We start from the raw sequence: 16,117 nt of genomic DNA, 5'->3' as shown, positions 1-16,117 counted from the left end.
GTTTATTACTCAGCATGCCGATATAACACAGGTATTATTATGAAGGCTTCAAGATCACGACTCTTTATTCTCACATTGCTGTTTATTGTGACTGCAATTAATTATATGGATCGCGCCAATCTTGCCGTTGCGGGAACGAATATCCAGAATGACTTCAGTCTGACACCAACCCAATTGGGTTTGCTTTTCTCCATGTTTACCTGGGCCTATGCTGCCAGTCAAATTCCTGTCGGCTATGTCCTTGATCGCATTGGCTCACGAATTCTTTACGGTGGCGCGATTATTCTGTGGAGTATTTTTACCTTTATGATGGGATTTGCTTCGCATCATTTATTCGCAACAGCGACGGCGTCATTTGCGATGTTGCTGGCCTGTCGCGCATTAATCGGTGTTGCTGAAGCGCCGTCTTTCCCATCCAATACGAAAATAATTGCCACCTGGTTCCCGGATCATGAACGCGCACGTGCCACCGCGATTTACTCCAGCGCACAATATATCGGGCTGGCCTTACTGACGCCGGCACTCTCCTTCATTGTGGCCAATTACGGTTGGGAGATGTCTTTCTACCTGTCTGGCGGCGCGGGGATTCTGTTCGGTATCTACTGGTTATTGTATTATCGCGATCCGCAACACAGCACCTCCGTGAACCAGGCTGAACTGGACTACATTAAAGCGGGCGGTGGCTATGGTTCAGCCAACCAGTCCACCGTTAGCGAGAAAATCAGCTGGCATGACATTAAATTCTTTCTGAGCAAAAAGACTATCTGGGGACTGTTCATTACTCAGTTTGCCTGCTCGTCCACACTCTATTTTTTCCTGACCTGGTTTATTGTCTACCTGGAGAAAGGGCTGCACCTCTCAATTTCTAAAGCCGGTATTGGTGCCATGCTGCCCTATATTATGGCGATGTTTGGTGTTCTCTGCGCCGGCACTTTAAGCGATATGCTGCTTAAGAAGGGTAAATCCAGAACGCTGGCCCGAAAATTACCGGTGATGGCAGGACTGTGTGTCACGATGATTATTGGTCTGGTCAATTTCTTTGAAGACCAACCGGTCATTGCGATTGTAATTCTGTCAATCGCGTTCTTTGCTAATGCTTTTTCCAATCTGGGTTGGGTTGTCTGGAGTGATGTCATTCCGCGTAATTTCCTCGGCACCATGGGGGGATTTTTAAATATTTGCGGTAATCTTTCGGGGATCGTGAGTCCTATTGTCATTGGGGTTATTCTCCAGCGCACACAAAATTTCCAGTATGCCATGTGGTATATCGCAGGCATCGCCGGGCTGGGCTTATTAGCCTACATTTTCCTGGTCGGAAAAATTGAGGTGATCGTTCCCGAAAAAAAGAATGCCGACACCGTGGATAAGAATGCAATTAATCCGGCAACTGCCAACAAATAATGAGGTCATGATGAAAATGGAAAAAATAACCTGTAACGCTTGCCTGGCCCATGCGGAAAAAGACGTACGTTTTGAATCACGCGAAATAGAACATGGAGAAAATGACGTTGTTGTGAAGGTGGCCTGTGGCGGTATCTGTGGCTCTGATATTCACTACTACCAGCATGGTCGGGCAGGGATGTCGATTCTCAAACACCCCATGGTGATTGGTCATGAGTTTGTCGGCGTGGTCAGCAAAGTCCCGGCAGGAAGCAATCTGACTGTCGGTCAGGCGGTTGCGGTGAATCCATCCAGCCCTTGTAATCAGTGCGAAATGTGCCTTTCCGGTCATCAAAACCTGTGTGGATCGATGCGATTTATGGGCAGTGCGCAGTTCAATCCTCATGTGAATGGCGGTTTTTCTGAATTTGTGGTGGTGAAACCGGAGCAATGTGTTCCGTACGATAGCCGCATTCCTGCGAACGTGATGGCTTTTTCAGAACCGCTGGCGGTCGCTATTCACGCGGTAAAAGTGGCAGGGCAGTTGACCGGAAAACGCGTACTGGTGATAGGCGCGGGTCCCATTGGTTGTCTGATTCTTGCCGCTGCGCGCAGTGCTGGCGCGTCTGAACTGGTGGCCTCCGATCTCAGTCCGCGCTGCCTGGAACTGGCACGTCAGATGGGGGCAACTGCCACGATGGATCCACGAGATGAAGAGCAGGTAGCGGATTATCAGCAACATAAAGGTTATTTCGACGTTGTGTTTGAGGCCTCTGGCGCACCGAGCGCCGTGGCATCAACCGTGGATTTCACTCGTCCTGCCGGAACCATTGTCCAGGTAGGGATGGGAGCAAGCCCGGTCAGTTGGCCGGTCTCATCCATGCTTGTCAAAGAGATCAACTGGGTAGGTTCATTCCGCTTTATCGGCGAATTCGTGACTGCGGTCCGCTGGCTGGAAGACGGGCGTGTTGATCCTCGTCCTCTCATTAGCGCAGAGTTTCCTCCCCAGCAAATCGAGGATGCCCTGATTACCGCCACAGACAAGAATGTCTCTGCTAAGGTACTCATTCGCTTTGATTAACGGAGTGAAGCGCCCGATTGGGCGCTTTGTTCTTAAAAGTGAAATGTTATACAATGAAAAACCTGAGCGACATCGTAGCGGATACCCATCTTGAGCATAAAATCCATTCAAAAACAAAATGTTGTAAATGAAATTTATGATCAGATAAGCGGTAAACTGCTGGACGGCAGTTGGGCGCCGGGTAGCCGTCTGCCTTCAGAAGCGGAGATGACCGCCTCATTTAACGTCAGCCGGGTCAGCGTTCGCAGCGCGGTACAACGTTTTCGCGACCTGGGGATTGTGGTGACACGTCAGGGCAGCGGCAGCTACGTCAGCGAAAACTTCACCCCGCAGATGTTAAGTAACGATCCCCGCCCAATCATGCACCTCAGCCGCGAAGAGTTTCACGATATGATGATTTTCCGTCAGACTGTGGAGTTTAAATGCGTGGAACTCGCCGTCGCACACGCCACTGATGACGACATCCGTGAACTCGGCGACGCGCTGGACAATATGCTGATCAACAAGGGCGACTACAAGAAATACTCGGAAGCGGACTACGCATTTCATCTGGCGATTGTCAGGGCCTCGCACAACAGCGTGTTTTACAACGTAATGTACTCAATTAAAGACATCTATTACTACTACCTTGAAGAGCTTAACCGTGCGCTGGGGATCACCCTTGAGAGCGTGGAAGCCCACATCAAAGTTTATATGTCGATTAAGAACCGCGATGCCAGCACGGCCGTAGAAGTCCTCAACGAAGCGATGTCGGACAATATTGTTGCCATCGAAAAAATGAAATCGACAGAGACATCCGGAACGAAGTGACAACCGTCAGGGTATGCACTTTGGCGCTAACCATTCAGCCAGGCGATGTTGTACCGACGGCGCGCGATGAATTTCTGGCAATAAATTCATCTATATAATCTTTCCTGCAAGAAATAACGTGTTCAATACTTTATCCACGCGACAAGATGTCGGGTGCATCGGTGTCGAATGATAAGACCGGGCACCTTATCGCAACGACCTCTCCAGATTACAGTACTGAAAGTCACCCTGTTACGGTTGTCGTTTATGAGCCATCTGTCGTGCAGGTTCATGCCGCCGTATCATCGGTCGCGCGTTATGTCCGCCAGGGAAATGACCTGCTGATTTATATGAAAGATGGAACGGTGATCCGCTGTAATGGCTATTTTGTGGAGGCACCCGATACGCATCAGCAATCGGAACTGGTGTTAGAGGACGGACAGGGACTGACCCATGTTACGTTTTCACCAACGGGAGACGTGGCGGGAATGGCGCCAGTGGACCTGGTCGCCCAGACATCTTCCGTCGACAGCATCACCCCCTTTCTTAGTACGGTCCATGAGGCAAGCGACATCCCCTGGGGCTGGATAGCCGGTGCCGTAGCCGGAGGCGGTGCGCTGGGGGCGCTGTTAGCCGGAGGAAATGGCGGCGGCGGGTCGCATACCGAAGTGGTCAATAATCCTGGCGAACCCGGAACGGCAACCCCATCCTTCCTGGCCATTGATAAACAGGGGGATAAGCAGGGTATCCTGGCTGCCAATGAGACCACCGATGATACCACGCCGACATTTACGGGCACCGGACAGGCCGGGGCGACCATCCAGATTAAGGACAGCAACGGGAATACGATAGCCAGTACCATGGTGGGAAGCAACGGGACCTGGACCGTAGACCTTCCTGAACAGACGGCGGGGCAACATACCTGGTCGGTTGTGCAGATCGTCGGGAGCGACGTCACATCGGCAGGGTCGATTACGCTGTCGATACAGAGCGCACAGGCGTCGGTCACGCTGGCAACCACCGCCACAGATAACATTATCAATGCCAGTGAACAGGCGTCAGGCTTCACCCTGGCCGGGCAAAGTCAGAGCCTGGCGCAAGGCACCCCACTTATCGTCACGCTGAATGGTAAAACCTACAGCACTGAAGTGCAGGCCGGCGGTACGTGGCAGGTTAACGTTCCGACGACCGATACCACCGCGCTGGGCCAGGGGAACCAGACAGTGACGGTCTCCGGTAAGGATGCTGCCGGGAATACAGTGACAGGCTCACAGACCCTGAATGTGGATACTGTTGCGCCAGTACTCACGGTGAATACGATTGCACAGGACAATATTGTCAACACTGCGGAACATGCGCTTCCTCTGGTGATTGGCGGTAATACCGATGCCGGGGCGGGACAGGTGGTTACTCTGGTGGTCAATGGTCACTCCCATACCGCAACGGTCGGGAATGACGGGACGTGGCAACTGAGCCTGAGTGCGGGCGAGGTTCAGGCGCTGGCCGATGGGGCGTATACCCTGACGGCAAGCGTCAGTGATAAAGCGGGAAACAAGACCAGCACAACCGCCGGGTTTAGCGTAGATACGCAAACCCCTGTCATCACCGTCAATACCGTTGCCGGTGATGATGTACTGAATCTGAGCGAGCAGACGGTTGCACATGTGATTTCCGGGCGGGCTGACGGGGCATCGGCAGGCGATATTGTCACTGTGACTCTCGGCAGCCACACCCTGACAGGGGTCGTGCTGGCAAACGGAACCTGGAATGTCGCGCTGGATCCCTCTGTCACCGGAACACTTGGGTTGGGGGCTCGCGTGATTACCGTATCCGTTACAGATGCGGCAGGGAATACCGGCACAGCAACACATACGATCACCCTGAGTGGCGTTGCGCCACAACTGGCGATCGATCCCATCAGTCAGGATAACATCCTGAATGCGCAGGAGGCCCAGCAACCGCTGACGCTGAGTGGCACCAGCAGTTTGCCGGATGGCAGCACGGTGACAATTGTGCTGAACAGCATTACGTATACTGCGCAAGTTACCGGCAACACCTGGTCTGTTCAGGTGCCGGTGACCGATGTTCTGGGGCTTGCCAATACCACCTATACCGTGACGGCCAGTGGTTCTGACATTGCGGGCAATACCGGGACGGCGCAAGGCAGTCTGCTGGTCGATACTGTGCTGCCACAGGTCATTATCAATACCTTCGCGGGTGACAACGTGGTCAACAACGCGGAAGCACTGGCGGGGCAGATGCTGAGTGGTCGGGTCGTGGGCGCGGCACAGGGCGATACCGTGACTGTCACGATCGCGGGCAATACTTACAGCGCCACGGTCGGCAGTAATCTGACCTGGAGCCTCACCGTCCCGGCCGCCGATCTACAGGCGTTGGGTGACGGACCGCTGACATTCACCGCATCGGTGACCAACAGCCACGGCAACACCGGTAGTGGCGAGCGAGACATCACCATTAACGCCACGCTCCCGGGACTGCGCATCAATACCATTTCCGGTGATGACGTCATCAACGCGGTGGAACAGCAACAGGATTTGACCATTACCGGCAGTAGCAGTCATCTGGCTGCGGGTACCGTCATTACGGTGACAATCAACGGCGTCGACTACACCACGGCGACGACAAGCAACGGTAGCTGGCAGATAGGTGTGCCTGCAGCCGATCTTCAGAGCTGGACCCCAGGGACGGTGGTGGTCACCGCCAGCGCAGTTGATTCCGCAAGCAATCCTGTTTCGGCGAGCCATAACGTTGAGCTTGATTTACGTTCAGTGGCGATCACCATCAATACCATTTCCGGTGATGACATCATCAATGCGGCAGAAAAAAGTGCGGATCTGACCCTTAATGGTCAGACTCAGGCGGTCGAAGCCGGTCAGACCGTGGTGGTGAAAATCGCCGGGCAGACCTTCACCACTCAGGTCCAGAGTGATGGCTCATGGAGTCTGAGCATCCCCGCGAACATGCTGTCCACTTTACCGGATGGCGCCGTAGACATTAGCGCAACGGTCACCAGTGTGAGTGGCAATTCAGCCGATACCACCCGCAGCGTGACGGTGGATTCGCAGGCCCCCACAATAAGCATCGATCCCCTGACCAGCGATAACATCATTAATGCGACTGAGGCCGGGCAAGCCTTGCAGATCACCGGGATGTCGGATACCCAACCGGGTCAGGTGGTGACCATCACACTGAACGGAAAAAATTACACCGCGACGGTTCAGTCTGACGGAACCTGGAATACGACGATCCCCGCACCCGATGTCGGGGCGCTGAGCGACGGCAATACCACCGTGACGGCTCGCGTCAGCGATGTGGCAGGGAATAGCGGGAGTACATCGCGGACCACCCTGGTGGATGCCACTTCCCCAGTGGTGACCATTAATCCCGTCGCCGGGGATAACATCATCAACGGTTCAGAACACCTGCAGGCGCAGATCCTGAGCGGCACGGCGACGGGGGCTGCCGCCGGAGATGTGGTGACTATCACCCTGAACAGCGTGACCTACACCACGGTGGTAGATGGCTCGGGCAACTGGAGTCTGGGGCTGCCTGCCTCGGTTGTCAGCGCACTTCTCGATGGGACTTATCCCGTCACCGTCTCTGTCACCGATCGGGCGGGTAACGAAGGCAGTAACGCGCTGAATGTGGTGGTCAATACCACAACGCCGGTGCTCGGCATCAACACCATTGCCGGGGATGACATCATCAACGCCGGCGAGAAGGGGGCCAGTCTGCTGATTTCCGGGACCAGTGACCTGCCGTCGGGCACGCGGGTCAGCGTCACCCTCAACGGACAGAGCTATCAGGGAACCACCGACGCCGCCGGTAACTGGAGCGTGACGGTCCCGGCTTCCGCCGTCGGGGCGCTGGGGCAGGCAACCTATACGGTGACCGCGCAGGCCACCGACAGCCAGGGCAACAGCGGCTCTGCCAGCCACAGCGTGCAGGTCGACAGCGCCCTGCCGGGCGTCACCATCAGCGTGGTGGCCGGTGACGATGTGATCAACGCCGGGGAGGTGGCCACCGGGCAGACGATCGGCGGACGGGTGACCGGGGCCGCAGACGGTGACACGGTGACTGTCACCCTTGGCGGAAAGACCTACATCACCACGGTGCAGGCGGATCTGAGCTGGCGCGTGATCGTCCCGTCGGCTGACCTGACGGCGCTTGGCAACGGCCCGCTGACGGTGGCTGTCTCGGTCACCAACGGGCAGGGCAACACCGGCAGCGGCACGCGGGAGATCGGCATCGATGCCAGCCTGCCGGGGCTGCGGGTGGACACCGTCGCCGGAGATGACGTGGTCAACAGTATCGAACACGGCCAGGCGCTGGTGATCAGCGGCAGCAGCAGCGGTCTGTCCTCCGGGGCGGCCCTGACGGTGACCGTCAACGGCGTGGCTTACGCGGCGAGCGTGCGGGCAGACGGCAGCTGGAGCGTGGGGGTACCGGCGGGCGACGTGAGCGCCTGGCCGGCCGGGACGGTGACCGTCGCGGTGTCAGGCAACAGCAGCGCCGGGAACCCGGTGAGCGTCAGCCATGACGTGACGGTGGATCTGACGCCGCTGGCGATCGGCATCAGTCCGGTCACCGCCGATGACGTGATCAACGCCGCCGAGAAGGGCGCGGCCCTGGTGCTGTCCGGCAGCACCGCGAACGTGGAAACCGGCCAGACGGTGACGGTGACCTTCGGCGGGAAAAGTTACACCACCACGGTACAGAGCGGCGGCGGCTGGAGCGTGACCGTTCCGGCGGGTGACATGGCCGCCCTGCGTGACGGCGACGCCACGGTACAGGCCAGCGTCAGCAACCTGAACGGTAACACGGCCTCGGCCTCCCACGGTTACAGCGTGGACGCCACTGCGCCCACGATCACCATCAGCACCGTGGCGGGAGACGATATTCTCAATGCCGGTGAGGCCGGCAGCGCGCTGATCCTCAGCGGCAGCAGTACGGCGGAAGCCGGTCAGACGGTGACCGTCACCCTGAATAATCAGACGTATACAACAACGGTCGGGAGCGACGGCAGCTGGAGCGTCAGCGTGCCGCCCGCCGACCTGAGCGCCCTGACGGGCAGCAGCTACAGCGTGACGGCCACGGTCAGCGACAAGGCCGGGAATCCGGCCAGTGCCGCCCATTCGCTGGCAGTGGACACCACGGTGCCGGTTATCACCATCAGCACCGTGGCGGGTGATGATGTGATCAACATGACCGAACACGGCCAGGCGCTGGTGATCAGCGGCAGCGTCACGGGAGCCGCCGCCGGGGATGTGGTGACGGTGACCCTGAACGGGAAGCCTTACACCACCACGCTGGATTCATCGGGCAACTGGAGCGTCGGCGTACCGGCGGCGGACGTCAGCGCGCTGGGCGGCGGCAGTCAGACGATCTCGGTGACGCTGACGGACCGGGCGGGTAACAGCGACACCGCCACCCGTACGGTCAGTGTCGATCTGACCGCGCCAGTGCTCGGCATCAACACCATTGCCGGGGATGACATCATCAACGCCGGCGAGAAAGGGGCCAGTCTGCAGATCTCCGGGACCAGCGACCTGCCGTCGGGCTCGCGGGTCAGCGTCACCCTTAACGGGCAGAGTTATCAGGGAACCACCGACGCCGCCGGCAACTGGAGCGTGACGGTCCCGGCTTCTGCCGTCGGGGCACTGGGGCAGGCAACCTATACGGTGACCGCGCAGGCCACCGACAGCCAGGGCAACAGCGGCTCTGCCAGCCACAGCGTGCAGGTCGACAGCGCCCTGCCGGGCGTCACCATCAGCGTGGTGGCCGGTGACGATGTGATCAACGCCGGGGAGGTGGCCACCGGGCAGACGATCGGCGGACGGGTGACCGGGGCCGCAGACGGTGACACGGTGACTGTCACCCTTGGCGGAAAGACCTACATCACCACGGTGCAGGCGGATCTGAGCTGGCGCGTGATCGTCCCGTCGGCTGACCTGACGGCGCTTGGCAACGGCCCGCTGACGGTGGCTGTCTCGGTCACCAACGGGCAGGGCAACACCGGCAGCGGCACGCGGGAGATCGGCATCGATGCCAGCCTGCCGGGGCTGCGGGTGGACACCGTCGCCGGAGATGACGTGGTCAACAGTATCGAACACGGCCAGGCGCTGGTGATCAGCGGCAGCAGCAGCGGTCTGTCCTCCGGGGCGGCCCTGACGGTGACCGTCAACGGCGTGGCTTACGCGGCGAGCGTGCGGGCAGACGGCAGCTGGAGCGTGGGGGTACCGGCGGGCGACGTGAGCGCCTGGCCGGCCGGGACGGTGACCGTCGCGGTGTCAGGCAACAGCAGCGCCGGGAACCCGGTGAGCGTCAGCCATGACGTGACGGTGGATCTGACGCCGCTGGCGATCGGCATCAGTCCGGTCACCGCCGATGACGTGATCAACGCCGCCGAGAAGGGCGCGGCCCTGGTGCTGTCCGGCAGCACCGCGAACGTGGAAACCGGCCAGACGGTGACGGTGACCTTCGGCGGAAAAAGTTACACCACCACGGTGCAGAGCGGCGGCAGCTGGAGCGTGACCGTTCCGGCGGGTGACATGGCCGCCCTGCGTGACGGCGACGCCACGGTACAGGCCAGCGTCAGCAACCTGAACGGCAACACGACCTCGGCCTCCCACGGCTACAGCGTGGACGCCACCGCGCCCACGATCACCATCAACACCGTGGCGACAGACAATATCATCAATGCCAGCGAGGCAGCCGCAGGGGTGGCGATCTCCGGCATCAGTACGGCGCAAGCCGGGCAGACGGTAACGGTCACCCTGAATAATCAGACGTATACGGCAACCGTTCAGACGGATGGAAGCTGGAGCCTGACGGTTCCCGCCAGCGTTCTGACCGCAATGGCGGACAGTGGTTATACCCTGCAAGCCACGGTCAGCGATAAGGCCGGTAATTCGGCAAACGCCAGTAAAGCGATCGCGCTGGATGCGACGGCTCCGGTAGTGAGTTTCAACGTGGTGGCCGGTGATGATGTGATTAACAGTACCGAGCACATGCAGGCCCAGATCATCAGCGGTACGGCAACCGGGGCGACGGCCGGTGACAGACTGGTGGTGACGGTAGGTTCTCAGCAGTACACCACCACGACCGACGCCAACGGCAACTGGAGTATTGGCGTGCCGGCGAGCGTGATTTCCGCGCTGCAGGATGGAACGGTTACGCTCACTGCCACCATTACCGACAGCGCGGGGAACAGCAGCACCCAGACACATAACGTGCAGGTGAATACGGCGGTGGTGTCGCTGGCGGTGAACCCGGTCAGTACCGATAACGTGATCAATGCGGCGGAAGCCAGCAGCACGTTAACCATTAGTGGAACAGGCAGCTATTTTGCAGCGGGGACGCTGGTCACCCTTTTACTCAACGGTAAAGGCTACACCGCGACCATTCTCAGCAATGGCACCTGGAGCACCACCGTTCCGGCGGCAGATGTGGCTGCGCTCAGCGATGGGCAAAACTATGCGATCACCGTTTCGGCTCAGGACAGCGCAGGTAACAGCGCCACGACATCCCGTACGATTGGCGTCGATCTGACCGCGCCGGTCATCAGTATCAACACGGTGGCAGGCGACGATCTGCTGAATGCCGTGGAACAGCAGCAGCCATTGTCGATTAGCGGTGCAACCAGTGCGGAAGTCGGACAGACCGTCACCGTCACGCTGGGCGGGAAATCCTACACGGCTACCGTCTCGGCGAACGGCACCTGGCTTGTGAACGTCCCGGCAAGCGATCTGTCTTCTCTGGGACAGGGCACGCAGACCATCACAGCCAGCGTTAATGACCGTGCGGGTAATCCGGGTCAGAGTACACACGGAATGACCGTCGATACCGTTGCGCCTGTCGTGACGATCAACACGGTGGCGGGTGATGACATTATCAATAACACGGAGCAACAGGCAGGGCAGACGATCAGCGGAACCACCACCGCCGAGCAGGGCCAGACGGTCACGGTGACGTTTAACGGACAGAGCTGGACGGCGACGGTCGGTACTGGCGGTACCTGGTCCATTGTGATCCCCGGACAACAGTTCTCGGGGCTGGCTGATGGCAGCTATAACATTACCGCGACCGTTACCGATAAGGCGGGTAACCCGGGAAACAGCAGTCATACCGTCACGCTAAATGGCGATGCCCCGGCGATTGTGATTAATACCTTCGCGACGGATGACATTGTCAGTGCTGCGGAACACTCTACACCTCTGGTGATCGGTGGTACGACAACCGCCCCGGCGGGTCAGACCGTGACGATTACGCTTAATGGCAATACCTGGACGACAACCGTACAGAGTAATGGCGCCTGGAGTTACACGATTGGCAGTGCCGATGTGGCGGCGCTGGCAGACGGTGGGGCGTATGTTATTAACGCCCAGGTCAGCAATCTGATTGGTAACACGAGCAGTAGCAACCACACTATCACCGTCGATCTCAACGCCCCGACGATGGGCATCAACATTGATTCTTTGCAAAGCGACACCGGTCTGAGTAGCACGGATTTTATTACCAGCACGACGCCTGTGGTGGTGAACGGTTCGCTTACGGCAATTCTGACCGCAACGGAAAAAGCACAGATCAGTATCGATGGTGGCGTCACCTGGAGCGATCTTACCGTTACAGGTACGTCGTGGCGCTATAACGACAGTCGCGCGCTTACCGACGGTAGCTATGTTTATCAGGTTCGGGTGATTGATACCGCGGGTAACGTGGGGGCAACGGACAGCCAGAATGTGGTCATCGATACTACCGCGCCGGACGCGGCGGTTAAAACGCTCACGATTGATGCGATCACCACCGATACGGGGTTGCAGAGCAATGACTTTATCACCAGTGATACCACTCTGGTGCTGAATGGCAGACTGGGCGCCGCGCTGGCAACGGGCGAGTTTGCGCAAATCAGTATCGATGGCGGGACCACCTGGCAGAACGTATCCGTGAGTGGGCTGAACTGGACCTGGATCGACAACCGGACTCTGGCGGACGGCAACTATAACTACATGGTGCGGGTCGTGGATGTGGCCGGGAATATCGGGGCGACGGCAAATCAGCTCGTGACCGTCGATACCACCAGCCCGCTGGCAAGTAAAACCATCGCCATCACCTCTATCAGCGATGATACGGGGCTCAGCAGCAGTGATTTTGTGACCCGGGATACCACCCTGACGGTACACGGTACGCTGGGAGCCGTACTGGCCGCCGATGAGCGGGCGCAGATCAGTCTCGATAACGGTGTGACCTGGCAGACCCTGACGGTCACCGGGACCACCTGGAATTATGCCGATGGGCGTACGCTGACCGACGGGACGTACACCTATATGGTCAGGGTGGTGGATCTGGCCGGGAATGTGGGACAGTCAGGATCGCAGAATGTGGTGATCGACACGATAAACCCGGAAGCTGCGAAGAGTATCTCAGTAACGGGTATCAGCGATGATACCGGTGTCAGTAACACTGATTTCATCACCAGTGATACCTCGTTGACCTTGCGCGGCGTGCTGGGCAGTGCGCTGGCCAGCAACGAATTTGCCCAAATCAGCACCGATAACGGCGTAACCTGGGGTAATGTCACCGTCGCCGCCAACGGTCTGGACTGGACATATATTGATGGGCGAACGCTGAGCGATGGCAACTGGACATGGCAGGTTCGGGTGGTGGATCTCGCCGGAAACGTGGGCGCGACCGGTAGTCAGACGGTGCTGATTGATACCGTCAGACCGGCACAGGTGCTGACCATCGACAGCATCAGTACCGATTCAGGCAGTTCTGCCACCGATTTCATTACCAGTGATACTTCGCTGACGATTAATGGTTCGCTGGGAAGTGGCCTGGCAAGTGGTGAAATCGCGCAGGTCAGCGTCAATAATGGCGCGACCTGGACGACGCTGGTCACCTCCGGCAGTCAGTGGAGCTATACCGATGGACGTACATTAACCGATGGCAGTTACGTTTATCAGGTTCGGGTGCTTGACGCCGCGGGAAATACGGGCCCGGTGGTATCAAAAACGGTTGTTATTGATACCATCAGCCCAAGCGCCGCGCCAACCATTGTTTCCTATACCGACGATGTCGGGCAGCGTCAGGGCACGCTGAGCAACAGCTTAGCCACTGATGATACCGCACCGGTTCTGAATGGCGTGCTGTCGGGACCGCTCGCCAGTGGAGAGACGGTTTATTTGTACCGCAATGGCATTTTGCTGGGTGCGGTAACGATGGTCGGTGCGCTGAACTGGACCTATGCCGACAGTGGGCTGCTCAGCGGATCGTATACCTACAGCGCACGCGTCATTGATCTGGCCGGTAATGTCACCTCGTCATCCGATTATCTGCTGGCGGTAGACACCTCGCTGCCGACGACCCTGGCGCAAGTGACTGCGCAGACAACACGCGACACTACGCCGATCCTGAGCGGGGTGATCACCGGCGCACTGACCAGCGGGCAGTATGTTGAAGTGACGGTAAACGGCAAAACGTACACCTCGCAATCCGGCGGCGCGGTGGTGGTTGATCCTCTGCATAACACCTGGTATGTCCAGGTGCCGGATACCGACCTGCTGGCTGCTTCGTCAACGGCATACAACGTAACGGCGCAGGTGAAAAGTTCGGCCGGGAACGGCAATAACGCCAACGTCGGAAGTGGTCTGCTCACGGTGAATGCCGCGGTGGACTATACCCCGGCATGGACCACCACAAATAAAACCACTGCCTATGGTCTGACATATGGTCTGGACAGTCACGGGATGTGGACGGTGCTGGCGAACCAACAGATGATGCAGTCCACCGATCCGCTGACGTGGTCGAAAACGGCACTGACCCTGTATGCGTCAGGGAATAACTACGCCACCAGTTCGATGGCGGATTTTGACCGTAACGGAACGGCCGATCTCTTCATCATGCGTGATGATTACGGCTCGGGGTACGTGAACGGATTCACGAATAACGGTGACGGTACGTTCTCAAGCGCTTATCAGGTCCTGGTGGGAACGCTGGTGTGGTATGGATCCATTGTCGCTTTTGACCGTGAGGGCGATGGCTACCTCGACTTCTGGATGGGAGACGCCGGGGGGCCGGATTCTAATACCTTTGTCTGGAATAACGCCGGTACCCTGACGAGCGCCTCCACCACCGGTAATACTGGCGGAACCGCCACAACCGGCGGTCTGGTAGGGGCCTACTATTCCCTCAGTGAAGGTTCCGGTGTGGATCTGAACAACGACGGAAAAATCGATCTGGCGCAGCATACCTACAACCTCAATAACTATTACACCCTGTCGACCCTGATTAATCAGGGGAATGGGACCTTTGTCTGGGGCCAGAACACAACGAACGTGTTCAACGGTGGGGCGGGAAGTGGTGCGGCCACCCTGGGCGTTTCCATGACGTGGGCGGATTTCAATGGCGACGGATTTATGGACTTGTTCCTGCCGGCAACGCAGACGCGGACCACCTCCGGCTCGCTGTTTCTCAACAACGGCAGTGGGGGGCTCGGTAATGCCATTGCGGTGGGGGCGACAGGCACCACTTACGCCGGTCAGTACAGCCTGGCGGTGGACTGGAACATGGATGGCATGATGGACATTGCGCGCATTGCCCAGACTGGACAGTCTTATCTCTTTACAAACGTGGGCAACAGCAGCAACTGGACGCAGTCCGTACTGGGCGCCAGCATGACCGGGACAACCAGCGGTGTGGCGGCAATGGATTACGACTGGGACGGCGCGGTTGACGTGCTGGTCACCAAACAGTCTGGCAGCGTTTTCCTGATCCGCAACACCAATACCGTCAGTTACGGGACCTCCCTGCATCTGCGAATTGAAGATGGCAATGGGATTAACGCCTACTATGGCAATACTGTGCAACTGTATAACTCATCTGGCATTCTGGTCGGCACGCAAATTATTAACCCGCAGTCCGGGATGGGCGTGAATGACACGTCAGCACTGGTGAGCTTCTACGGGTTGTCGGCCAGTGAAACCTACCATGCCGTGCTGGTGAATACGGTAAGCAACGTCAGTTCGAATATCGACCAGAGCGTCAATACCAGTTGGGGGGGACTGAAAGCGACCGACGCCACTCACGCCTATGACCTCAGTGCGGAAGTCGGGAGTTCGGTGCACAACGGGAAATTCGTGGGGACAGGCTATAACGATACCTTCTTTGCGACGGCAGGCACCGATACTTACGATGGGGCCGGCGGCTGGACATATACCTCTGGCACAGGCGTATGGAGCGCAACCGGCGGGATGGATGTGGTTGATTTCCGCTTATCTACGGTGGCTATCACGGCCAATCTGAGCGTTTCTACTGCGCAAAGTACAGGATTTAACACCTCCACATTTACCAACATTGAGGGGATCACCGGATCGAACTTCAGCGATGTGATCACCGGCAGCAGCGGTGATAACCAGTTTGAGGGGCGGGGCGGCAACGACACCTTTAATATTGGCAACGGGGGCCATGATACGTTGCTGTATAAACTGCTCACCGCCAGTGATGCCACCGGGGGAAATGGTTCCGATACGGTGAATGGTTTCACGGTAGGGACATGGGAAGGAACCAGTGACACCGACCGCATTGATATCCGTGAACTGTTACAAGGCAGTGGCTATACCGGTAACGGGAAGGCCAGCTATGTCAACGGAGTGGCGACTCTGGACTCGCAGGCCGGAAATATCACGGACTTTGTCAAAGTGAACCAGAGCGGTAGCGACACGGTGATTCAAATTGATCGTGATGGTACGGGGGGAACCTTTACTCCCACGAATGTGGTGACGCTGACAGGCGTACATACCGATCTTGCCACCTTGCTGGCGAATCATCAGTTGATGGTGGTGTAGC

Annotated in this window: 4 protein-coding genes; all 4 read left to right on the top strand. The window is 57.9% G+C overall.

Features of this window, described 5'->3' with window-relative positions; translation table 11 throughout:
• The first annotated feature begins 39 nt into the window (after positions 1 to 39).
• The 4 genes from QQZ17_RS06950 (at position 40) to QQZ17_RS06935 (ending at position 16,116) form a co-directional block, all read left to right on the top strand.
• Positions 40 to 1,401, top strand: coding sequence for an MFS transporter (locus QQZ17_RS06950; RefSeq protein WP_284554124.1), 1,362 nt, complete (start codon positions 40 to 42; stop codon positions 1,399 to 1,401).
• Positions 1,370 to 2,461: an L-idonate 5-dehydrogenase gene (idnD, locus tag QQZ17_RS06945; protein WP_284554123.1), complete on the top strand. Its 1,092-nt coding sequence runs from the start codon at positions 1,370 to 1,372 to the stop codon at positions 2,459 to 2,461. The genes QQZ17_RS06950 and idnD overlap by 32 nt, the downstream gene beginning before the upstream one ends.
• Before the next feature lie 90 nt (positions 2,462 to 2,551).
• The gene (locus tag QQZ17_RS06940) at positions 2,552 to 3,271 is read left to right on the top strand and encodes a FadR/GntR family transcriptional regulator (RefSeq protein WP_178827004.1); all 720 of its coding nucleotides are present in this window, start codon (positions 2,552 to 2,554) and stop codon (positions 3,269 to 3,271) included.
• Between the two features lie 161 nt (positions 3,272 to 3,432).
• Positions 3,433 to 16,116, top strand: a complete 12,684-nt coding sequence (locus tag QQZ17_RS06935) for an Ig-like domain-containing protein (protein WP_284554122.1) — start codon at positions 3,433 to 3,435, stop codon at positions 16,114 to 16,116.
• The last annotated feature ends 1 nt before the right edge of the window (position 16,117 follow it).

This window comes from Citrobacter sp. T1.2D-1 (assembly GCF_950098555.1).
Classification (GTDB): domain Bacteria; phylum Pseudomonadota; class Gammaproteobacteria; order Enterobacterales; family Enterobacteriaceae; genus Citrobacter_A; species Citrobacter_A telavivensis.
This window is presented reverse-complemented; position numbering and strand designations above follow the sequence as displayed.

Bases quoted from the DNA above. Each gene is read 5' to 3' on its own strand.
- QQZ17_RS06950 (WP_284554124.1), top strand. From the start codon at position 40: ATGAAGGCTTCAAGATCACGACTCTTTATTCTCACATTGCTGTTTATT.
- idnD (WP_284554123.1), top strand. From the start codon at position 1,370: ATGCAATTAATCCGGCAACTGCCAACAAATAATGAGGTCATGATGAAA.